General features: G+C 74.6%; 18 protein-coding genes. 4 read left to right on the top strand and 14 right to left on the bottom strand.

Annotated elements, in window-relative coordinates; translation table 11 throughout:
- Positions 1-39: 39 nt before the first annotated feature.
- The 5 genes from addA to tsaE are packed head-to-tail and all read right to left on the bottom strand — an operon-like array spanning position 40 to position 8,842.
- Positions 40-3,564: a double-strand break repair helicase AddA gene (addA, locus tag G472_RS0125830; protein WP_029010691.1), complete on the bottom strand. Its 3,525-nt coding sequence runs from the start codon at positions 3,562-3,564 to the stop codon at positions 40-42.
- Positions 3,561-6,572, bottom strand: a complete 3,012-nt coding sequence (gene addB / locus G472_RS0125825; RefSeq protein ID WP_051341398.1) for a double-strand break repair protein AddB — start codon at positions 6,570-6,572, stop codon at positions 3,561-3,563. Before addB ends, addA begins: the two co-directional genes overlap by 4 nt.
- 25 nt (positions 6,573-6,597) lie before the next feature.
- Complete coding sequence (locus tag G472_RS0125820) at positions 6,598-7,344, bottom strand: nucleotidyltransferase family protein (RefSeq protein ID WP_029010689.1); 747 nt, start codon at positions 7,342-7,344, stop codon at positions 6,598-6,600.
- Positions 7,341-8,357, bottom strand: coding sequence for an aminoglycoside phosphotransferase family protein (locus G472_RS0125815; RefSeq protein ID WP_029010688.1), 1,017 nt, complete (start codon positions 8,355-8,357; stop codon positions 7,341-7,343). Before G472_RS0125815 ends, G472_RS0125820 begins: the two co-directional genes overlap by 4 nt.
- On the bottom strand, positions 8,354-8,842 hold the full coding sequence (gene tsaE / locus G472_RS35685; RefSeq protein ID WP_029010687.1) for a tRNA (adenosine(37)-N6)-threonylcarbamoyltransferase complex ATPase subunit type 1 TsaE: 489 nt from the start codon (positions 8,840-8,842) through the stop codon (positions 8,354-8,356). Before tsaE ends, G472_RS0125815 begins: the two co-directional genes overlap by 4 nt.
- A 140-nt stretch (positions 8,843-8,982) precedes the next feature.
- On the opposite strand from tsaE, the gene G472_RS35680 reads away from it, so the two are divergent.
- Positions 8,983-10,731 carry a glycoside hydrolase family 17 protein gene (locus G472_RS35680; RefSeq protein ID WP_211100256.1) on the top strand — a complete coding sequence of 583 codons (1,749 nt, stop codon included), beginning with the start codon at positions 8,983-8,985 and terminating at the stop codon, positions 10,729-10,731.
- Between the two features lie 69 nt (positions 10,732-10,800).
- Here the strand turns inward: G472_RS35680 and G472_RS0125800 are convergent, their stop codons facing one another.
- From G472_RS0125800 to G472_RS35675, 5 genes are all read right to left on the bottom strand, one after another.
- On the bottom strand, positions 10,801-11,637 hold the full coding sequence (locus G472_RS0125800; RefSeq protein WP_029010686.1) for a carbon-nitrogen hydrolase family protein: 837 nt from the start codon (positions 11,635-11,637) through the stop codon (positions 10,801-10,803).
- A 1-nt stretch (position 11,638) separates the two neighbouring features.
- Complete coding sequence (gene grxC / locus G472_RS0125795; protein WP_029010685.1) at positions 11,639-11,899, bottom strand: glutaredoxin 3; 261 nt, start codon at positions 11,897-11,899, stop codon at positions 11,639-11,641.
- Positions 11,900-11,962: 63 nt separating this feature from the next.
- Positions 11,963-12,703, bottom strand: coding sequence for a ComF family protein (locus G472_RS0125790; protein WP_029010684.1), 741 nt, complete (start codon positions 12,701-12,703; stop codon positions 11,963-11,965).
- Positions 12,704-12,718: 15 nt separating this feature from the next.
- Positions 12,719-12,985 carry an EscS/YscS/HrcS family type III secretion system export apparatus protein gene (locus G472_RS0125785; RefSeq protein WP_029010683.1) on the bottom strand — a complete coding sequence of 89 codons (267 nt, stop codon included), beginning with the start codon at positions 12,983-12,985 and terminating at the stop codon, positions 12,719-12,721.
- Between the two features lie 167 nt (positions 12,986-13,152).
- Positions 13,153-14,145, bottom strand: a complete 993-nt coding sequence (locus tag G472_RS35675) for a hypothetical protein (RefSeq protein ID WP_051341310.1) — start codon at positions 14,143-14,145, stop codon at positions 13,153-13,155.
- Positions 14,146-14,382: 237 nt separating this feature from the next.
- On the opposite strand from G472_RS35675, the gene G472_RS0125775 reads away from it, so the two are divergent.
- A complete protein-coding gene (locus tag G472_RS0125775; protein WP_029010682.1) occupies positions 14,383-15,264 on the top strand; it encodes a methyltransferase domain-containing protein in 882 nt (293 codons plus the stop codon).
- A gap of 19 nt (positions 15,265-15,283) precedes the next feature.
- Here G472_RS0125775 and G472_RS0125770 read toward each other — a convergent pair whose 3' ends face one another.
- The 3 genes from G472_RS0125770 to G472_RS39585 form a co-directional block, all read right to left on the bottom strand.
- Positions 15,284-16,048, bottom strand: coding sequence for a sulfite exporter TauE/SafE family protein (locus tag G472_RS0125770; RefSeq protein ID WP_029010681.1), 765 nt, complete (start codon positions 16,046-16,048; stop codon positions 15,284-15,286).
- A gap of 67 nt (positions 16,049-16,115) precedes the next feature.
- A complete protein-coding gene (locus G472_RS0125765; RefSeq protein ID WP_029010680.1) occupies positions 16,116-16,703 on the bottom strand; it encodes a hypothetical protein in 588 nt (195 codons plus the stop codon).
- Between the two features lie 65 nt (positions 16,704-16,768).
- Positions 16,769-16,909, bottom strand: coding sequence for a hypothetical protein (locus G472_RS39585; RefSeq protein WP_169732855.1), 141 nt, complete (start codon positions 16,907-16,909; stop codon positions 16,769-16,771).
- A gap of 115 nt (positions 16,910-17,024) precedes the next feature.
- Here G472_RS39585 and G472_RS0125755 point away from each other — a divergent pair, with 115 nt between their 5' ends.
- Together G472_RS0125755 and G472_RS0125750 are read left to right on the top strand one after the other, a co-directional pair.
- The gene (locus tag G472_RS0125755) at positions 17,025-17,576 is read left to right on the top strand and encodes an ankyrin repeat domain-containing protein (protein WP_029010679.1); all 552 of its coding nucleotides are present in this window, start codon (positions 17,025-17,027) and stop codon (positions 17,574-17,576) included.
- Between the two features lie 11 nt (positions 17,577-17,587).
- Positions 17,588-18,583: a cobalamin biosynthesis protein CobD/CbiB gene (locus G472_RS0125750; protein ID WP_051341308.1), complete on the top strand. Its 996-nt coding sequence runs from the start codon at positions 17,588-17,590 to the stop codon at positions 18,581-18,583.
- A 128-nt stretch (positions 18,584-18,711) separates the two neighbouring features.
- Here G472_RS0125750 and G472_RS35670 read toward each other — a convergent pair whose 3' ends face one another.
- Positions 18,712-19,158 (bottom strand): hypothetical protein, encoded by a 447-nt coding sequence (locus tag G472_RS35670; protein ID WP_156927258.1) that lies wholly within the window; start codon positions 19,156-19,158, stop codon positions 18,712-18,714.
- Positions 19,159-19,261 lie beyond the last annotated feature (103 nt).

Here is a 19,261-nt window from a genome sequence, read left to right as displayed (position 1 = left end):
ACCGGCGACCCCTCCCTGACGTGAAAGCGAAGGAAAAACTTATGGCGTTCTTTGCGCGCCGGTCAAGCCACCCGCGAGCAGGTCAGCCGGCAGTTCCATCAGGAAGGGCCCGTCGGTCCACACGAGAACGCAGCGCACGGGCCGACCGGGGAAGACCGACGCCAGCGCCTCCCGGTAGGCGGCCATCTGGCGCACATAGATCGCCGGCACCCCCGCGGGGTCGCGCGGCGGCGGGCGGTTGGTCTTGTAATCGGCGATCCACACGGCATCGCCGGTGACCGCCAGCCGGTCGATCCGGCCCGACAGGGCGCGGCCGGCGACCACGCCGACCACCGGCACCTCGGCCCGGCTGCCGGGGGCGAACAGGTGGGCGAAGGCGGGGTCGGCCAGCACCGCCAGCGTCTCCGCGGCGATGGCCGCCTGCTGCTCCGCCGTCAGCGTGTGCGCCGGCCGGGCCAGGTAGCGGCGGCAGGCCGGGGCGCGGGCGTCGGGCGGCAAGTCGGGCAGGGTCTGGAGCAGGCGGTGCACCAGCACGCCGCGGCGCATGTGCAGCCCGTCGTCCCCCCCGTCCAGCGGCGAGCGCACCGCCGGCTCCACCCCGTCGGGGCGGGAGGGGGCCAGGGGGCGCGACGGTTCCGGCTCCTGCGGGGCGGCGACGGTGACCCACGGGGGCGGGGCGTGCCCGCCGTCCTGCGCCGCGCCGGCGGTGCCGTCGTCGCGCGGCGGCGCCACCTGCGGGTCGGCCAGGCGCCAGCCCGGCCCGCTCCACCCGTCGGGGCACAGGGCGGTGAAATCGAAGTCGCAGGGGACGGCGACCTCGCGCAGCGCCTCCTCCACCAGCCGGTACCAGCTTCCCTCGGCGGGGTCGCGCTTGCCCTGCCAGCCGCACACGTACAGCCGATCCTCGGCGCGCGTCAGGGCGACGTACAGCAGGCGGCGGTACTCCTGGTCGCGGCGGCGGTGGGCGCGCCCGCGCACCTCGGCGCACAGGGCGTTCTCCTGGCCGCGGCGCGGCGCGTACAGCGGCACCGGGCAGGATTCGTCGGGCCACAGGATCGACGGCCCGCGGGTCGGTGTGCCGCAGGTGTCGGGCAGGAAGACGATGGGGGCCTGCAACCCCTTGGAACCGTGGACGGTCATGATCCGCACGTGGCCGCCGCCCTGCTCCAGCTCGCGCTTGATCTCCGCCTCGCTGGCCGCCAGCCAGGCGAGGAAGCGTTGGAGCGACGGCGCCTCGGTGCGCTCGTACGCCAGGCACACCGCCAGGAACTCGTCCAGCGGGTCGCGGGCGTCGGGCCCCAGGCGGCGCAGGATCGCCCGCCGGCCCGATCCGCCGTCGGCCGGGCAGGGGGCGCTGAGGACGCCGGCGAACAGCTCGTACGGCGGGACGAAGTCGGTGCGCGCCAGCAGGTCGCCCAGATAGCGCCGGGCCGGCCGGAAGGCCGCATCCTCCTCCGCCCGGCGCACCAGGGCCGCCCACAGGGTGCCGCGCCGGCGGTGGGCCAGGGCGAACAGCTCCTCCTCCGTCAGGCCGATCAGGGGGCCCTTCAGCACGGTGGCCAGCGTCAGGTCGTCCTCCGGCAGCAGCAGGAAGTCGGCCAGGGCCATCAGGTCCATCACGGCGAGCTGTTCGGTCAGCACCATGCGGTCGACGCCGGCCACGGGAACGTTGCGCTCCTTCAGCGCCCGCACCAGTTCGCCGACGAAGGCGGTGCGCCGGCGCACCAGCACCATGACGTCGCCGGGCTGCACCGGCCGGCCGCGGGCGGGCAGGGTCTCGCCGCGCTCCAGCCAGCCGCGCACCGTGTCGGCGATCACCGCCGCCAGCCGGGACGAGGGCGAATCGGCGGATTCGCGCGCCACCGGCGGTGCCCAGGCCGGCGGGTCCGGGCGTTCCTCGGGCTTCACCGGCGGCCACAGCTCCACCAGGCCGGCCTGGCCGCGTCGGAAGGCGCGGTGGCGGATGACCGGATGCGCGTCGGACACCACGCCGTCGCGGGCGTCGGGCAAGGCGAACACGGCGTCCACCGCCTGCAGCACCGCCGCGGTGGAGCGGAAGGAGATGTCCAGGTCCACCGGCGCCCACTGCCGCTCCGCCGCCTCCACCCGCTCGCGGAAATGGCGGTGCATGCGGGCGAACTCCGCGGGGTCGGCGCGCTGGAAGCTGAAGATCGACTGCTTCTCGTCGCCCACGGCGAAGACGGTGCGCACGGTGCCGTTGGCGTCGCGCGCGCCCAGGCCCGTGAAGAAGTCCTCGGCGATGGCGGCGACCGCCTGCCACTGCTCCGGGTTGGTGTCCTGCGCCTCGTCGATCAGGATGTGGTCCAGGCCGCCGTCCAGCTTGAACAGCACCCACGGCACCGCCGGCCGCTCCGGCGTGCCGCGCAGCAGCGTGTTGGCGCAGAGGATCAGGTCGTCGTAGTCGAGCAGGGCGCGCGCCCGCTTGCGCGCCGCGTAGGTCTGCACCAGCGCGTCGGCCAGCGTCAGCAGCGCGGCGGTCGAGGCGGCGACGCCCGCCGCCTTCACGCGCTCCATCAGCACCACCAGGCGCGCCGCCTCCTCCTCCAGCGCCCGCAGGGCGCCGGGGAAGGAGGTCGCCGGCTTTTTGGTCAGCAGCGTCCTGCGCGGCTCGCCCTCGGTGGTGAGGTAGAGGCGCACGTACGCGTGGAAGGCGTCGACCCGGCTCTCCGCCGCGTCCAGCCATTGCTGGATGCCGATGCCGCGCTCCCGGTCGGTGGCGCTGCCCGAGGCCAGGGCGGCGCAGGCTTCGCGCAGGGTCGGCACATCGAAGGCGCCGTCGTGGCAAGCCTCGGCCAGGATCGTCGCCTCGTTCGCCCCCGGCGGCACGCCCAGCATCCGGTGCACCTCGGCGATGGTGCCGTCCGGCCCGCCGTGGGCGCGGAACAGCCGCTCCAGCCGGCCGCGCTCGGCGGCCAGCTCGGCCATGATGCCGGCGAAGTCCTCGGCGTTGAGGTCGGCGGTGAGGCGGGAGAGGGCGATGCCCAGCGGCGTGTCCGGCGCCCGGCGCGCCTCCAGCAGCATGGCGTCGCGCGCCTCGTTCAGCAGCGCCGCGGCGGTGCGGTCGTCCATCACCTCGAAATGGGGGGCCAGTTGCGCCTCCAGCGGGAAGCGGCGCAGCAGCGACTGGCAGAAGGCGTGGATCGTCTGGATCTTCATGCCGCCGGGGCAGTCGACGACGCGGGCGAACAGCCGCCGGGCGGCGGTCAGCGTGTCGCGCGACGGCCGCTCGCCGCACAGGTCGTACAGGCGGTCCTCCAGCGCGGCGTCGGGCAGCGTCGCCCACAGGCCCAGCGTGCGGTTGACGCGGATGGCCATCTCCGCCGCCGCCGCCTTGGTGAAGGTCAGGCACAGGATGCGCGCCGGCGGCGTGCCGGCCAGCATCAGGCGCAGCACGCGGTCGGTCAGCACCTTGGTCTTGCCCGACCCGGCCGAGGCGCTGACCCACACCGAGGCCAGCGGGTCCGAGGCGCGGCGCTGCGCCACGTTGGGGTCGAGGGGCAGTTCGATCTGCGCCGGGAGGGTCACGCCGTTCACGTCGCTCATTCCCCGTCCCCCGCGGCACCCGCCGACCATTCCCGGACCCGCGCCAGGTGCGCGTAATCGGTGTAGCGCGGCGCCATGTCCGGCCGCGGGCGGGAGCGGTAGGGGGTGGCCGGGTCGTCGAAGGCGCGGATCAGCGCCTCCAGCCCGCCGCGCGCCGCCGCCGCCATCTCCGCCACGTCACCCCGGACCGGCCGCGCCTCCCCCGCGGGGTCGCCGCCGGACAGGCGCCAGAAGGCGATCTCCGCCACCGCCCCGGCGGCCACGCCGGCAAAGCCGCCGGCGGCGGCGATGGCGGCCTCCAGCGGCAACTGCGGCGCGAAGCCCAGCGCGATCTCCCGCGCCGACGGCGGGGTGCCGGTCTTGTAGTCGATGATGACCAGGCCGCCGTCCGGCCCCACCCCGCCGGTCCGGTCGATGCGGTCGGCCTTGGCGGTCAGCACGAAGGGGCCGGCCGGCCCGGCCAGTTCCAGCCGGCCGGACACCTCGGTCGCCAGGGGTTTGACGGTCAGGCGCCGCTCGCGCTCCAGCGCCACGAACCAGGCGGCGACCCGCTCGAACCGCGGCCACCAGAAGGCCCGGACGTCGGGCTGGGTGTCCAGCAGCGCCCCGAACGAGTCGCGCCCGCAGGCCAGCAGCCGCTGCACCGCGTCCGGCGGCAGCGGGCCGGGGTGGGCGCGCACGAAGGCGTCGAGGGCGGTGTGGATGAACTGCCCGCGCTCCGCCGCACCGGGATCGGCGGCGATGGGCTCCAGCTTGTGCAGCCTGAGGATGTGCCGGGCGTAGATGGCGTAGGGGTCGCGCATCCACGTTTCCACCTGCGTGACCGACAGTTTGCGCGGCCGTACGTCGACGGGCGGGCGCGGCTCCGGCGGGGCGACGGGGCGCACCGCGTCGGGCTCGTCCAGGGTGCGGGCGTAGGCCAGCCAGCGCCGCCCCTCGCCCTCGATGCGGTCCTCCAGGCCCAGCGCCTTCAGCACCGTCTCCAGCCGCAGCAGCCAGCGCGACGGCACGGTGGGCGTGCCGTCCACACGCTCGGCCCGCGTCAGCACCACGGCGGGGGCGCCGCACGCCTGGGCGAAGTCGTGGGCCGACAGGCCGATCATGCGCTCCGGGCCGGGCAGGCCGAAGTCGCGGCGCATGGGGCGCGACATCCAGGGGTCGGCGGCGGGGTCGGGCGGCCAGGTCCCTTCGTTGAGTCCGCCGAGGATCATCAGGTCGTAGTGCTGCAGCCGCGCCTCCAGCGGCCCCAGGATGGCCAGGCGCGGGTGCAGGCCGAAGCGCGGGCGCACCGCCCGGCCGTCCATCAGCGCCTCCAGCAGGGCCGGGTAGTCGGTGCCGGGCACCGCGGGGAAGTCCGCGGCGGCGCGGCGCAGCTCGTCGACGAAGGCGGCGGCCGCCTCGCCGTCGTCATGGCGCCACAGCCGGTCGGCGCCCGCCTCGCCGGCGCCGGCGGCCAGGTCCTCGGCGAAGCGGACATGGGCGTCGATCAGCCCCTTCAGCGGCGTCGTGCCGGCCAGGGCCGCCGCGAAGGGCGCGGCGCGGCGCTCCAGATCCTCCACCCACTCCGTCAGGATGGCGCGCTGCTGCGGGTGCTCGAACCGGTCGTCGTCGGCGGCGCGCAGGGCCGCGGCGATGCCGGCGAAGCCATCGCCGGGGCGGGGCCCGCGCAGCAGCGTGCGCTCCAGCGCCCGGGCGGCGTGGCGGAAGTCCGACGGGTCGCGGCCGCCGGCGGCCAGCGGGTGCTTGGCCAGGGCCAGCAGGGCCAGCGGGTGGGCGCGGCTGGCCGCCACCTCGGCGCACAGGCGCAGGTAGGTGCCGGCCGCCGTGTCGGCCAGCGGCCGGCCGGCCGAGTCGTTCACCTCCACGCCCCAGCGCCGCAGGGCCATGGCGACGCGGCGCGCCAGGTTGCGGTCGGGGGTGACCAGGGCGGCGGTGCGCTCCGGCGTTTCCAGGGCGTGGCGCATCAGCAGGGCGATGGCCGCCGCCTCCTCCTCCGGCCCGGCGGCGTCGATGCGGGTCAGCCCGTCCGTCGCCTCCGGTCCCACCCCGTCCAGCTCCCGCCAGCCCTCGGTGGTGGCGGCCGGGCGCATGGCCTCGGCGATCAGGCGGGCGCGCGGCGCGCGGCCGTCGCGGGCGTCCGTCCACGGCCGCACCGAGTCGCGGGCGACCCCCAGCCGGTCGAGCAGGCGGGCCAGCCCGTGCTGGGGATGGGCCTCGTCGTCCTTTACAGCCTCCCACGTGGTGTCGTCGCAGTCCCGGTCGAGGCCGGGAAGGACGACCGCGCCGTCGGGCAGCCCGGCCACCGCGGCCAGCAGGTCGGCGGTGGCGGGGATGGAGCCGGTGGTGCCCGCGGCGATGACCGGGCCGGCGGGCGGCCGCTCGGTCCACAGGCGGGCCTGCGCCTCCAGCACCCGGTTGCGCCGGTCGGCCGGGTCGACGCTGCCGCGGCCTTCGAGGATGGCCGGCCAGTGGGCGGTGACGATCTCCAGGAACTTCAGGGTGACCTGCCAGTGCTCGGCGTAATCCTCCGGCACCAGGCGGGTGAGGCCGTCGAAGCTCAGCCGCTCCGTCCACACCTGGTCGATGAACCGGCCGAGGTCGCCGGCCAGGCGCACCGCCTGCGCCGTGGTGGCGGACACACCCTCGGCCTTCAGGATCAGGCGGGCCAGCAGCAACTGGCGCTCGGCACCCGCCACCGGTTCCGGCAGCTCCAGCGCCGCCGGTCCCGGCAGCTCCTCCGCCCCCAGCACCAGCGCCTCGGCGTCGAGGTCGCCCAGCGGCATCATCCGCGGCAGCAGGGTGGGCTGCCCGCCGGAACGGCGCAGGAAAGCCTCCCGCAGGGCCCGGCAGGCGCGCCGGGTGGGCAGCAGGACGGTGACCCCGGCCAGGGCCAGCGGCTCGTCCCCCGTGCGCGCGGCGATGCCCTCCGCCAGCGCGTCCACGAAGGGCACGCCGGGCGCGATGGTGTGGATGCGGCCGGCGGCACCGGCGGGAGGGCGGTCACTCATGGGGCGGGCCGCGGCCATCGCGGGTTCACGGCCAGATCCAGCGGACGCCGCCGGCGTCCAGCAGCTCCTCGGCCTCGCGCAGGGCGTCGGGGGTGCCGATGTGGAACCAGGCGCCGTCGTGGGCCAGACCCCACAGGCGGCCGGCCTCGCGCGACCGGTCCCAGACCCGGTTGGTGGAGAAGGCGCCGTCCGGCCCGTCGGCGAACAGCTCCGGCCGGATGATCTGCACGCCGGCGTAGACGAAGGGCGCGATCTCCGATTCGCCGCGGCGTTCCAGCCGGCCCAGCGGGTCCATGTGGAAGTCGCCGCGCCCGTCGTAGCCCACCGCCCGGGTGGTCGCCATCAGCAGCAGCAGGGCGTCCATGCGCCCGGGGTCCCAGTGGGCGGCCATGCGCTTCAGGGCCGGCGTCGGGCCGTCCAGCCACAGGATGTCGGCGTTGACCGTCAGGATCGGCGCGCCACCCAGGTGCGGCAGCGCCTTGCGGATGCCGCCGCCGGTTTCCAGCGGCGTGTCCTCCATGGACAGCACGGTGGCCGGCAGCTCGGCGCGCTGCGCCAGGTGCGCCGCGATCATCTCGCGCTTGTAATGGGCGTTGACCACCGCCGTCTCCACCCCCGCCGCCGCCAGCCGGTCCAGCGCGTGGTCCAGCAGGGCGCGCCCGCCGACCGGGATCAGGGGCTTCGGCCGGTGCAGGGTCAGCGGGCGCATGCGCAGGCCCAGGCCCGCGGCCAGCACCATCGCCACCTTGGGCATGAACGGTGCGTCGGTCATTGTGTCGGCTCCGGAATGACGAAGTCCGCGCGCAGGTGCGGCGGCAGGTGGCGGTCGAACCAGTCGGCCACCGGGGCAAGCGCGGGCTGGCGCAGCCGGCGGTCCAGCAGGCGGCGGACGCGCGGCAGGTGGGCAAGGTAGGCGGGTTTGCCCTGCCCGGCCAGCCGCACGAAGATGGCCAGGACGCGGGCATGGCGCACCGCGCCGAGAACGGCGCACGAGCGGCGGAACGCGGCCGGGTCGCACTCCGGCCGGGCGGACAGGTAGCGGGCGATCATCCGCTCCGCCCGGTCGTCGGGAACGTCGCGCCGGGCGTCCTCCAGCAGCGACACCAGGTCGTAGGCCACCGGCCCCACCCCGGCGTTCTGGAAGTCGAGCAGCCCGGCCGCCCGCACCCCCGGCCGGTCGAGGCGCATCAGGTTGTCGGTGTGGTAGTCGCGCAGCAGCAGCGAGACCGGCCCGGCGCAGGCCGCCGGCAACACCGCCCGCCAAGCCGCCTCAAGGTCCCGGCGCGCCGTTTGCGACAGGGGGCACCCGACGGCGGCGGGGTAGACGTCGGCGAACAGCATGACCTGGTCCAGGAACAGGCCGGCGTCGTAGACGGGCAGGGCGAGGCCGGCGGCGTGCTCCGGCCGGAAACGGCCGTGCAACTCCGCCAGCACGTCGGTGGCCAGCGCGTACAGGGCCTCCGCGTCCTCGTCCCCCGCCCCGGCCAGGCGGGAGAAGGTGTCGTCGCCGAAATCCTCCAGCAGCGCCAGGCCGGTGGCCGTGTCGGCGACGAGCACCCGCGGCACCGAGAAGCCCAGCCGGTCGAGCAGGCCGCCGATGGCGATGAAGGGCACCAGATCTCCGGCCGGGTCGGGCGTGGCGACCAGGATGCGCGTCGTTCCGCCGGCGTCGCTCACCCGTTCATAGCGCCGCGCCGAGGCGTCGCCGGCCAGGGGCCGGCGCGCGGCGGTCCCGAGTCCGTGGCGCTCCAGGAACGACGCCGGGTCGGCGGCCGGGCCGGTCACGCCGGATCTCCCGCGGCCAGCCGCGCGGCGGCGGCGCCGAATCCGGCCAGTTCGGCCCGCCGGCTGCCGGGGGCGGGGCCGGCGGACAGGGTCAGCTCCAGCCGGTCGGCGGGCAGCAGCGGCCCCAGCCGGTCCGGCCATTCCACCAGCGCCACGCCGCCGGCCGCCTCGTCCCAGCCCAGCTCCTCCACCTCGTCGGGGCCGGAAAGGCGGTAGAGGTCGAAGTGCCACACCGCCAGGGCCGGCGTGTCGTAGACCTGCACCAGCGTGAAGGTGGGGGAGGGCACCTCGGCGTCCGCGTCGTCCAGCAGGGCGCGGATCATCGCCCGGGCGAAGGCGGTCTTGCCGGCCCCGAGGTCGCCGCGCAGCGCCAGCACGTCGCCCGGGCGCAGGCGGGGGGCGAGTCGCCGCGCGAGCGCCGCGGTGGCGGCCTCGTCGGGCAGGTCGAGGGTGTGGCGGACGGTGTCCGTGGGCGTGGTCGGCATGGTCGGCGATATTGTGCGAAGCGGCACGGGGGCCGCAAGGCCGTGTTGCACGCGGCCCCGGGACATCGCGGGGCGGCGTGCCACGGTTTCACCCCAATTGGGTGCTAGGGCCGCGCCCGTCCCGATGTACAGTGGGCCCCATGCGAATCCTTTCCCTGATCCTCGTGCTGGCCCTGGCCGGCCTCGCCCACCTCGCCGCCTGGTCCCTTCCCAACCGGCCGGTGCCCCTCGACCCGCTGCCGTCCGCCACGCTGAAGAGCGTGTCCTACGCCCCGTTCCGCGACGGACAGAGCCCGCTGACCGGCGAACTGGCGACGCCCGCGCAGATCGACGAGGATCTGGAGGTGCTGTCGCGCCAGGTCTCGGGCATCCGCACCTACACGTCGCTGGAGGGGTTGCAGGTGGTGCCGGAACTGGCGCGCCGGCACGGCCTTCAGGTCACCATGGGGGCGTGGCTGTCCAGCCGCACGGACAAGAACGAGGAGGAGATCGCCTCCCTCATCGAGCTGGCCAACCGCTACCCCGACGTCATCACCCGCGTCATCGTCGGCAATGAGGTGTTGCTGCGCGGCGAACTGACGCCGGAGCGGCTGTCCGGCTACATCCGCCGCGTCCGCGCCGCCATTGCCCAGCCCGTGTCCTACGCCGACGTCTGGGAATGGTGGCTGAAGTACCCGCAGATGGCCGACGAGGTGGACTACCTGACCATCCACCTGCTTCCCTACTGGGAGGACATCCCGGCCGGCGTGGAGAAGGCGGCGGAGCACATCGTATGGTCCTACCGCGCCATCGCCGAGCGCTTTCCCGGCAAGCCCATCCTGGTGGGCGAGACCGGCTGGCCCACCGCCGGGCGCGCCCGCGGGCCCGCCGCCCCGGGGTTGGTCGCCAAGGCGCGCTTCGTCAACCTGTTCGTCCGCCTGGCCGAGCGGGAGGGCTTCGACTACAACGTGATCGAGGCGTTCGACCAGAACTGGAAGCAGAAGCTGGAGGGCACCGTCGGCGGCCACTGGGGCCTCTACACCGTGGACCGCGCGCCGAAGTTCCCGCTGGCCGGCCCGGTGGTGGAGAACCCGCGCTGGCCGCTGCACGCCGGCATCGCCCTGGCCGCCGGCTTCGGCCTGATGGCCGTGCTGGCGGCGGCCGGTCCGCCGCTGTCGCTGCCGGCCTTCGCCGCGCTGGCGGTGCTGACGCAAGGCGTCGCCGGCGGCATGGTGCACGCCGCCGCCGTGGCCCTGCACTGGAACTATTACCCGCAGGACGTGGCGCTCGGTGCCGCGATGCTGGTGCTGTCCGGCGCGCTGGCGGCGGCTCTGCTGGCGGCGGCGCGGCGTCTGGTCGGCGGCGGCACGGCCGCGGGGGCGCTGGCCGGGCTCGGCCGCGGCACCGCCGCGCTGCTCGCCCTGGTGGCGGTGGTGTGGAGCCTGCTGATCGTCTTCGACGGCCGCTACCGCGACTTCCCCGCCGCCGACTACCCGGTGCCGGTGTTCGGCCTGCTGGCGCTGGGCCTGATCGGCATGGCGGTGCGGCCGGCCGGCACCGGCCGGGCCGCCGCCTTCGCCGCCGCGACCGGCTTCCGCGACCCGCGCACCGCCGCCGCCGGCTCCGGCCGGCTGGACGCCTGGCTGGCCCGCGGCCTCATCCTGGCGGCGGTGCTGATCGTGCTGGCGGAGGGGCTGCTGCCGGTGGACGCCCCCCTGCGGGGCTGGCTGCGCGGCACCGGCGCCGCCCCGCTCAGCGCCATCGACTGGACCGCTCCCAACCGGGAGGCGCTGACCTGGGCGCTCCTCCAGGGGCTGCTGGCGGTGCCCTTTGCCGTGCGCGCCCGCCTGGCCCGCCGCGCCCGCGGCGCCGAGGCCCCGCCCGACGCGGCGGCGGCCGCGGCCCGATAGGTCCGAAGCCCGGGTGGCGTTTGAACGCGGCGGTCAGAATGGTCCTGACCGCGCGTATGAGGCCCGCCCCTACGCCACTCCGTCCAGGGTGAACGGACGGTCGTGGGTGAGGGAGGGGACCATGCGCCGCGCCTCGGCCACCCGGTCGAGGTCGAGGTCGGCGGTCACGACGCCCACCGCCTCGCCGGCATCGGCCAGCACCTCGCCCCACGGGCTGATGATCAGGGAATGGCCGAAGGTCCGCCGGCCCTGGTCGTGGGCGCCCACCTGGGCGGGGGCGATCACGAAGCAGCCGGTTTCGATGGCGCGGGCGCGCAGCAGAACGTGCCAGTGGGCGCGCCCGGTCGGCACGGTGAACGCCGCCGGCACCGTCAGGATCGACGCCCCCGCCTTGGCCAGCGCCCGGTACAGGTGGGGAAACCGCACGTCGTAGCAGATGCTGAGCCCGATGCCGCCCCACGGCGACGGCGCCACCACCGCCCGGTCCCCCGGCCGGAAGGTCGAGGATTCGCGGTAGCTCTCGCCGCTCTCCAGGTCCACGTCGAACATGTGGATCTTGTCGTAGGTGGCGACCACGGCGCCGGCGTCGTCGAACAGGTAGCTGCGGTTGGCCACCCGCTCCCCGTCGTCGAGCAGGATGCCCAGCGACCCGGCGAGCAGCCACGCCCCGGTCTCGCGCGCGAGATCGGCGAAGAAGGGGATGCCGGGGTGATCCGCCTCCGGCCGCACGCGCTCCAGCACGGCGGCGCGGCCCTGCACGATCATCGAGACGTTCTCGGGCGTGGCGATGAACGTGGCGCCGCCGTCGCGGGCGCGGCGGATCAGATCGCCGGCGGCCTCCAGGTTGGGACCGATTTCGGTCCCGGCGGAGACCTGGACGCAGGCCGCCCTCAGCACCCCCGCCACCTCACCCGATCCCCAGCATGGGGTCCAGCTTGCCGGCGCGGTCCATCGCGTGGATGTCGTCGCAGCCGCCGACCGGCGTGCCGTCGATGAAGATCTGCGGCACCGTGCTGCGCCCCTCGGCCCGCTCGATCATCTCGTCGCGCCGGCCGGGATGCATGTAGAGGTCGATCTCCTCGTACGTCACCCCTTTGGAATCGAGCAGCCGCTTGGCGCGCATGCAGTAGGGGCAGAAGGGGGTGGTGTACATGACGACGTCGGCCATGGGGGCTGCTCTCCTTGGAAACCGGGGGAACTATATGACGCAAACCCGCGACCGCGCCAGACGTCACCCCTTGATGACGCGGGCCAGGGTCAGCACCTCCACCCGCGCCGCGCCGGCGCGCAGCAGGACGCGCGCGCATTCCGACAGGGTCGCCCCGGTGGTCAGCACGTCGTCCACCAGCACCACCGTGCGCCCGGCAACCCGGTCGGCGCGGCCGGGCCGCAGGGCGAAGGCGCCGGCGACGTTGCGCTGCCGGCCTGTGCGGTCCAGCCCGCCCTGGCTGCGGGTGCGGCGCCGGCGCACCAGCAGGTCGGGCGCCGCGGCCACCCCCGACAGGCGCGCCACCGCCAGGGCCAGCAGGGCCGACTGGTTGTAGCGGCGGGCGAACAGGCGCCAGCGGTGCAGCGGCACCGGCACCAGCAGGTCGGCCCCGGCCAGGACGTCCGCCCCGGCCCGCGCCATCCAGGCGCCGAACGGCCCGGCGGCGTGGGTGCGGTCGCCGTGCTTGAATCCCAGAACCAGCGGCCGGCTGGCGTCGTCATAGACCAGCACCGAGCGGGCGCGGGCGAACAGCGGGGGGTCGGCGATGCAGGCGCCGCACAGGGTCTCGCCGGGCACCGCGTACTCGAACGGCAGGCCGCAGCAGGCGCACAGAGGGGCTGCGATGAAGGTCAGCCCCGCCCAGCACGACGGGCACAGCCCTCCCTGGCGGTCGACGCCGGTGCCGCACGACAGGCAGCGCGGCGGCAGCAGCGCGTCCAGCGCCGCACCCGCCAGCCGCCTCAGCTCCGCCGCCGCCCCCATCTCGCGCCCGGTCCGTCAGTTGAGGTTGGCGATGCGGTCGAAGATCAGCATGGTGTAGTCGTGCAGCGCGATGTAGATCGCCGGCGCCGTCACGAACAGCACGGCGATGATCGAGAAAATCTTGAGCTGCTGCTGCAGGTTCGGGTCCTGGATGTGGGTCACCGCCTGGAACAGCGTCACCACCAGGCCGATGGCCGTGCTGACCACCAGGGCGGGCATGGAGATCTTGATGATGACGATCAGGGCCTCGTAAGAGGCGGCGATGGCCTCGGGCACACCCATGCCAGCAACTCCCGGATGACGACGGGGGCAGTGTAGCACGAACCCCCCGCCGGCGCGCGGCCGCGCCGCGCGGTCGCCGGGATGTCACCGGCGGCGATCAATACAAAGCACTGTTCTGTCGGGTTTCACGGCCGGAAACCAATGGAATGGATCTTTTTCCGGCCGTATCAGCGGCGGGGAACCGACCGCAACCGTGCCAGCTCCTCCGTCACCAGCTCGGGCGGCAGGGCGTAGAAGTCGAATCGCTCATAGACCGGCGCCAGCAGGGCGTGCACCAGCTCCGGCAACCGGTCGGCGATCGCCCCGGCGGGGCAGGAGACGGCGTGCGACGCCTCGCCGGTCCGGCAGCGGTGGATGCCGGGGACGTCGCGGTAGGGGTTGGCCCAGGACTTCAGCTCGCGGCCGGCCAGGCCGGCGCAGCGCACCCGCAACCGCACCTCCGCCCCGGCCGGCGCCCCCAGCGCCTCCGCCAGGTGGTGGGCATGCAGCAGCGCCTCGCCGGCCCGCCACACCGGCAGCGTCAGATCGAAGACGGCTGCCGGGGGCAGCACGTCCGTCGAGTCCTCCCGGTAGCCGCGGCGCAGGTACAGGCGGGCGTCGCGGGTGGCGCACCAGAAATCGTTGTGGGCGGCGTCCCGGTCATCCCGCTCCGTGTCGCGGCCGAGCCAGCATTCGATCCCGTCCTCCACCGGGTAGGGAGCGATGGCGCCGCGGGTGGGAACCCAAAAAGGCGGCCAGCCGGTGTGCCCGCGGTCGGCCCGGCGCAGGGCGTCGAGCAGCGCCCGGGCGGAACCGGCGGAGGCGCCGGCGATGGCATAGTCGACGGCGTAATGGCCGTGCGGCATCCGGATGGGCGAGTCGGCCGGCAGACCGCCCGTCAGCTCCTGCCAGCGCCGTTCGGCGGCGGTGGCGAAGGCGTCCTGCGGGTCGGCGTCCGTGCGCGCCGCGACCAGCCCGACGATGTCGAGGATGGCGAACGCCTTGGCAAGCGACAGGGTGGTTTCCTTGCGGTCGAACGCGATCACCGTGGGCACGCTGACGCCGGCCAGGGCCGCGTGCTCCTTCTGCGTCAGCCGTTCGGCGCGGCGGCGGCGCAACGCCTCGTCCACCAGGGCCGGCCAGTCGAGGGGCGGGATCACGGCCCCGGAAGTCGCGCGCATGCGGCCCTCACGATGTCGGCGTAGCGGTGGACGAAGCCGTCCGGCGATTCGGGACCGCAGGACCGAACTCAAGAATACCTGATCAATCGGTTCTGAACGAGTCGCCAGTTAAATCATAGCTTCGTTATCTCACCGAACCGGGCGCGTTGCACCATAACGGTAAGATATAATTGAGCAAGCCGGGGCGCCGCGCCGGCGGCCGTTGTGGCGGCGCGCAGACAGGGTATAGTCCCGGTCATGAGCGACTCCATGACCGTCTTCGACCGCACGCTCGTGCGCCGCCGCCGCGACCGTGCCGCCCCCGGCTTCGCCGGCCATGCCTTCCTGTTCGACGAGATCGCCGACCGACTCGCCGACCGGCTGGAGGACGTGACCCGCAGCTTCCCGCTGGCCCTGGACCTGGGGGCGCGCCACGGGGCTATGCGCCGGGCGCTGGCCGGGCGCAAGGGGATCGGCACGCTGGTGGCCTGCGACCTGTCGGAGCCTTTCGCGCGCCGCGCCGGCGCCCCCGCCGTCGTCGCCGACGAAGAGTTCCTGCCCTTCGCGGCGCAGAGCTTCGACCTCGTGGTGTCCAACCTGGCGCTGCACTGGGTCAACGACCTGCCCGGCGCGCTGATCCAGATCCGCCGGGCGCTGAAGCCGGACGGCTTCCTGTGCGCGGCCATGCTGGGCGGCGAGACGCTGAACGAGTTGCGGCGGTGCCTGTACGAGGCGGAGCAGACGGTGTCCGGCGGCGTCAGCCCGCGCGTCTCGCCCTTCGCCGAGGTGCGCGACGCCGGCGGACTGTTGCAGCGCGCCGGCTTCGCCCTGCCGGTGGTCGACAGCGACACGCTGACCGTCACCTATTCCGACGCGCTGGCGTTGATGCGCGATCTGCGCGGCATGGGGGAAACCAACGCCGTGCTGGCACGGCGCCGGGTGCCGGCGCGGCGCGACCTGATCCTGGAAGTTGCCCGCCTCTACGCCGAGCGCTACGCCGAACCCGATGGCCGCGTCCCCGCGACGTTCCAGGTGCTCTATCTGGCGGGCTGGGCGCCGCACGAGAGTCAGCAGCAGCCCCTGAAACCCGGCAGCGCCACCCACCGTCTGGGCGACGCCCTGAAGGGTGGCTGCGGCTGAGCGGTCAGACGCTGAGCGATCAGACCAGGCTCCAGGCCATCCAGCCGAGCACGCCGGCGTTGACGGCCATGATCAGGGGGGCGGCGTGGGCGACGGCGGTGCGCCAGGTGCGCGCCGCGAACTGGCCGGCAAGCCCCACCATCAGCAGGCTGGGCAGGGTGCCCAGGGCGAAGGCGGCCATGCCCGCGGCGCCGGTCAGGGCGCTGCCGCTGGCCGCCGCCGCGGCTACGGCGCCGTAGAGCAGGCCGCAGGGGATGAAGCCCAGCGCCAGACCCAGCCCATAGCCGCGCCACCCCGTGGGGTTGCCGAACAGCGGCCGGGCCAACCGCGCCACCGCGTCGCTCCAGCGGTTGTGCCAGGGCAGGTCGATCCGGGGCAGCAGGGCGACGACGCCGCGCAGGGCGTAGGCCAGGAAGAACAGGGCGGCGAAAGCCAGCAGCGCCACCGAAAACCATTTCAGCCCCGGCAGGGCGGCGACGTGGCCGGCCACCGCGGCGGCGGCGGCGCCGATGCCGGCGTAGGTGGTGGCGCGGCCGAGATGGTAGGGCAGCACCGCCGCCCCGGCCAGCCGATGGAACTCGCTCATCCGCGAGGCCGGCACCTGCTCCAGCCGGGCGCCGACCTGGGCCAGGACGAAGGGGCCGCACATGCCGACGCAATGGGTGGCCCCGCCGACCAGGCCGGCGGTCAGCAGCGCCAGCAGCAGCCCGCCGTCGCGGTCCACCACGACGGCGCAGTGGTTGAGCGCGGATTCGAGCAGGGTGAGCACGGACGGGGCGTCCACGGGTCAGGCCTCCGGGTGGGAACACCCGGAAGATGGCGCCCCGGACGCCCTCTGCCCATGACGTGCGTCAATCCCCCGCGGCCTGGGGCACCTCGTGCACCTCGACCGGGCGCGCGGCGTGGCGGGCCAGGATCTCCTTGGCCTTGCCCTCAAGGGACCCGTTGCTCAGGTTCACCCACAGCAGGATGCCGCCCTTGTCCAGGTGCTGGCGCAGCGGCTCGTTGCGCTTGTCTCCCAGCCACTGGGACAGGGCCGAGCCCACGGCACCGCCGCCCACCCCGGCCGCCGCCGCGGCCATGGCCGCCGCCACCGCCGTGCCGCCGGTGGCGACGACGGCGCCGGTGGCGATGATGGCCCCCACATAGGCGGGAAAGCCGATGGCCACGCCCTGGGCGTTGCCCAGCTCCTCCGGCGCCACATAGGATTGGCGCGGCACGTCGGGATCGTGCTTGGCCTCGTCCACCGTGCGCGGCACGTGGCCGAGCTGGCTCTCGATGGTCTGGTCGTTGGCCATCAGGCTGAGGTCGGAGCGCTCGAAGCCGGCGAGCGAAAGCTCGTCGACCGCACGCTGCAACGCCTCGGCGCTATCGAAGATTCCCACGGCCTCGCGGACCACACCGCGGGTGGTCCGGTTCACATCGCTCTGGTACGTCATTCCCGCCTCCGTTGTCCTTTCGGGAAACGGCGGCGACGGCGGGGTGGTTCCCCGGCGATGGCCGGTCAGCGCGTGGACGTCGGGGGCGGCAGCAGGCCGCGCGGCTCCGGCTGCGATGCCGTGAACCACCACAGGCCCAGCCCGATCAGCAGGGCCTTGGCGGCGAGAAACAGGGCCACGTGGCGGGCGAGCGGGTTGCGAAGCATGGCGGCCGTCTGGTCAGGATGGGGCGATGCGGCTACTATGCGCGCTCCATCCCGGCACCGTCCATCCGGCGCAGTGCCATCGCGGGCGAACGGCATACACCGAGGGGGAAACGACGTGAAACGATGGATTCTGGCCAGCCTCCTGGCGATCGGCCTGAGCGGGCCGGCGCTGGCGGAGATCTCGCTGTTCTCCGGGCCCAACCTGCTGAACGCCACCGCGTCCGGCGACCTGAAGGCGGTGCGCCAGCTCCTGGTGCGCGGCGAGAACCCCAACATCACCGATTTCGAGGGCAAGACCCCCCTGATCGTCGCCGTGCTGGCTGAACGCGCCGACATCGCGCGCGCCCTGCTGGAAGGCCGCGCCGCCGTCGACCGCGCCGACCGGGTCGGCAACACCGCCCTTCACTGGGCGGCCGAGCAGGGCAACGTGGATCTGATCGACCTGCTGGCCGGCGGCGGCGCCCGCATCGACGCCGAGAACCGCCAGGGCATGACGCCGCTGATGGCGGCGGCGCGGCGCGGCAACGTCGACGCGGTGGACCGGCTGCTGAAGCTGGGTGCCGGTGTTGACAAGGCCGACTTCACCGGGCGCACCGCCCTGACCTGGGCGGAGGAGGGGCGCAACGGCCGCGTCCTGTCCGCCCTGCGCAAGGCCGGCGCGCGCTGACGCCGGCCGCCATGGGATTCGACGTCGGCGTGTCCGGGGCCGGGCCGGGGCCGCTGTTCCTGCTGCTGATCGCGCTGGTGATCGACGCCGCCATCGGCGACAGGCTGGCCCGGCTGCTGCCCGATCCCGCCGGCCTGGCGGCGCGCCTGTGCGCCGTGCTCGACCGCCGCCTCAACCGGCCGCAGCGCGGTGCCGCGGTGCGGCTGGTGCGCGGCGCCCTGGTGGTCGGCGTGCTGATGCTCGCCGCCGTCCTCGCCGGGCTGGCCGTGGGGTGGGTGGGCACCGCCGCCCCCGGCGGGTGGCTGGTGGAACTGGTGGCGCTTCTGGCCGTCCTGCGCGGCGGGGCCGCCCGGGCGCGGGTGCAGGCGGTGCGGCGGGCTCTGGAGGGGCCGGGGCTGGAGGCGGCGCGCGGCGCCCTGACCGGCCTGACGCGGCGCCCCCTGCACGGGCTCGACGGCCACGCCGTCGCCCGCGCGGCCATGGAGCACCTGGCCAAGGCGTTCGACCGCAAGGTGGTTGCGCCGGCCTTCTGGTACGCGCTGCTGGGGGTTCCGGGATTGCTGGCCTGGGCGGTGGTGGACGGCGCCGATCAGGCGCTGGGCCGTCCCGGCGTCCGGCTGGAGCGGTTCGGCCTGACCGCGGCGCGCATGGACGACGCGCTGAACGCCCTGCCGGCGCGCCTCACCGGTCTGCTGCTGGCGCTGGCGGCGCCCTTCGCGGCCACCGCCAGCCCCCGCGGCGCCTTGCGCGCCCTGACGCGTGACACGCGCAAGCACGCCTCCTTCAACATGGGCTGGCCGATCGCCGCCATGGCCGGCGCCCTGGGGATCTCGCTGGTCGGCCCCTACCGCGACGGCGGCGTCACCGTCAACGAGCCGTGGCTGGGCGGCGGGCGCGCCCGCGCCCTGCCGGCCGACGTGGGGCGGGCCCTGACGCTGACCGGAGTGGCCGGCCTGCTGCTGGCCCTGCTGGTGGGGCTGCTGATGGCCGGCGTGGCGGCGCTGTAGACGCCCCGCGCCTCATACCGTCGGCATCTGAATGATGCCGACGGTATGACCCTATCGATCAATGCAACGCATTGATCTGTCGGGTTTCACGGCCGGAAACCAATGGAACGGATCTTTTTCCGGCCGTATCACTTCACCACCATCTGCTCGATGCGCACGGCGCGCACCACGTCGCGGCCGGTTTCGCGGCGCACGGCGCGGGAGACGGAGTCCTTCACCCTCTCGGCCGAGCCGGGACCGATCAGCCCTTCCATGTCCAGGTCGCGGATGTCGTCGTAGAGGCGGTCGCCGATGCGCTCCACCGCCCCGGTGACGAACCCCGGATCGGTGCGCGGCGCCAGTTCCAGCGACACTTTGAGGTCGAGGGAGCGGTGGCCGCTCAACGCGAACTCCCAGGCGGGCAGCGAGGCCGTGGGCGGTTTCGGCCCCATGCGGGCGACCACCTGGCGGTGCTCGACGAACCGGTTCACCGCGATCACCCCGCCATAGCCCAGCAGCGACAGCGTCGTCAGCACGCCGACGATGGCGATCGTCAGGCGCAGCGGCCCGTGGTCCTTGTGTCCGGCGGCAGCCATGGCGGTCATCCCGGTGATGGATGCTCCCCCATCCTACCGGCGAACGCCGGGTGCGGCGAGTCTTGCGGGGAGGGGCGAACCGGGCCATCGGGAGAATGGACAG

The sequence above is a fragment of the Azospirillum halopraeferens DSM 3675 genome, assembly GCF_000429625.1.
Lineage (GTDB): Bacteria > Pseudomonadota > Alphaproteobacteria > Azospirillales > Azospirillaceae > Azospirillum > Azospirillum halopraeferens.
Note: the sequence above shows the minus strand (reverse complement) of the source record. Positions and strands in the feature narration are given on the sequence as shown.

Excerpts from the sequence above, each read along its gene's own strand:
- G472_RS39585 (WP_169732855.1), bottom strand. The coding sequence starts at position 16,909 with ATGCTTCGCAACCCGCTCGCCCGCCACGTGGCCCTGTTTCTCGCCGCC.
- G472_RS0125765 (WP_029010680.1), bottom strand. The coding sequence starts at position 16,703 with ATGACGTACCAGAGCGATGTGAACCGGACCACCCGCGGTGTGGTCCGC.
- addA (WP_029010691.1), bottom strand. The coding sequence starts at position 3,564 with ATGAGCGACGTGAACGGCGTGACCCTCCCGGCGCAGATCGAACTGCCC.
- addB (WP_051341398.1), bottom strand. The coding sequence starts at position 6,572 with ATGAGTGACCGCCCTCCCGCCGGTGCCGCCGGCCGCATCCACACCATC.
- G472_RS0125820 (WP_029010689.1), bottom strand. The coding sequence starts at position 7,344 with ATGACCGACGCACCGTTCATGCCCAAGGTGGCGATGGTGCTGGCCGCG.
- G472_RS0125750 (WP_051341308.1), top strand. The coding sequence starts at position 17,588 with ATGGGATTCGACGTCGGCGTGTCCGGGGCCGGGCCGGGGCCGCTGTTC.
- G472_RS35675 (WP_051341310.1), bottom strand. The coding sequence starts at position 14,145 with ATGCGCGCGACTTCCGGGGCCGTGATCCCGCCCCTCGACTGGCCGGCC.
- grxC (WP_029010685.1), bottom strand. The coding sequence starts at position 11,899 with ATGGCCGACGTCGTCATGTACACCACCCCCTTCTGCCCCTACTGCATG.
- G472_RS35680 (WP_211100256.1), top strand. The coding sequence starts at position 8,983 with ATGCGAATCCTTTCCCTGATCCTCGTGCTGGCCCTGGCCGGCCTCGCC.
- G472_RS0125775 (WP_029010682.1), top strand. The coding sequence starts at position 14,383 with ATGAGCGACTCCATGACCGTCTTCGACCGCACGCTCGTGCGCCGCCGC.
- G472_RS35670 (WP_156927258.1), bottom strand. The coding sequence starts at position 19,158 with ATGGCTGCCGCCGGACACAAGGACCACGGGCCGCTGCGCCTGACGATC.
- G472_RS0125790 (WP_029010684.1), bottom strand. The coding sequence starts at position 12,703 with ATGGGGGCGGCGGCGGAGCTGAGGCGGCTGGCGGGTGCGGCGCTGGAC.
- tsaE (WP_029010687.1), bottom strand. The coding sequence starts at position 8,842 with ATGCCGACCACGCCCACGGACACCGTCCGCCACACCCTCGACCTGCCC.
- G472_RS0125785 (WP_029010683.1), bottom strand. The coding sequence starts at position 12,985 with ATGGGTGTGCCCGAGGCCATCGCCGCCTCTTACGAGGCCCTGATCGTC.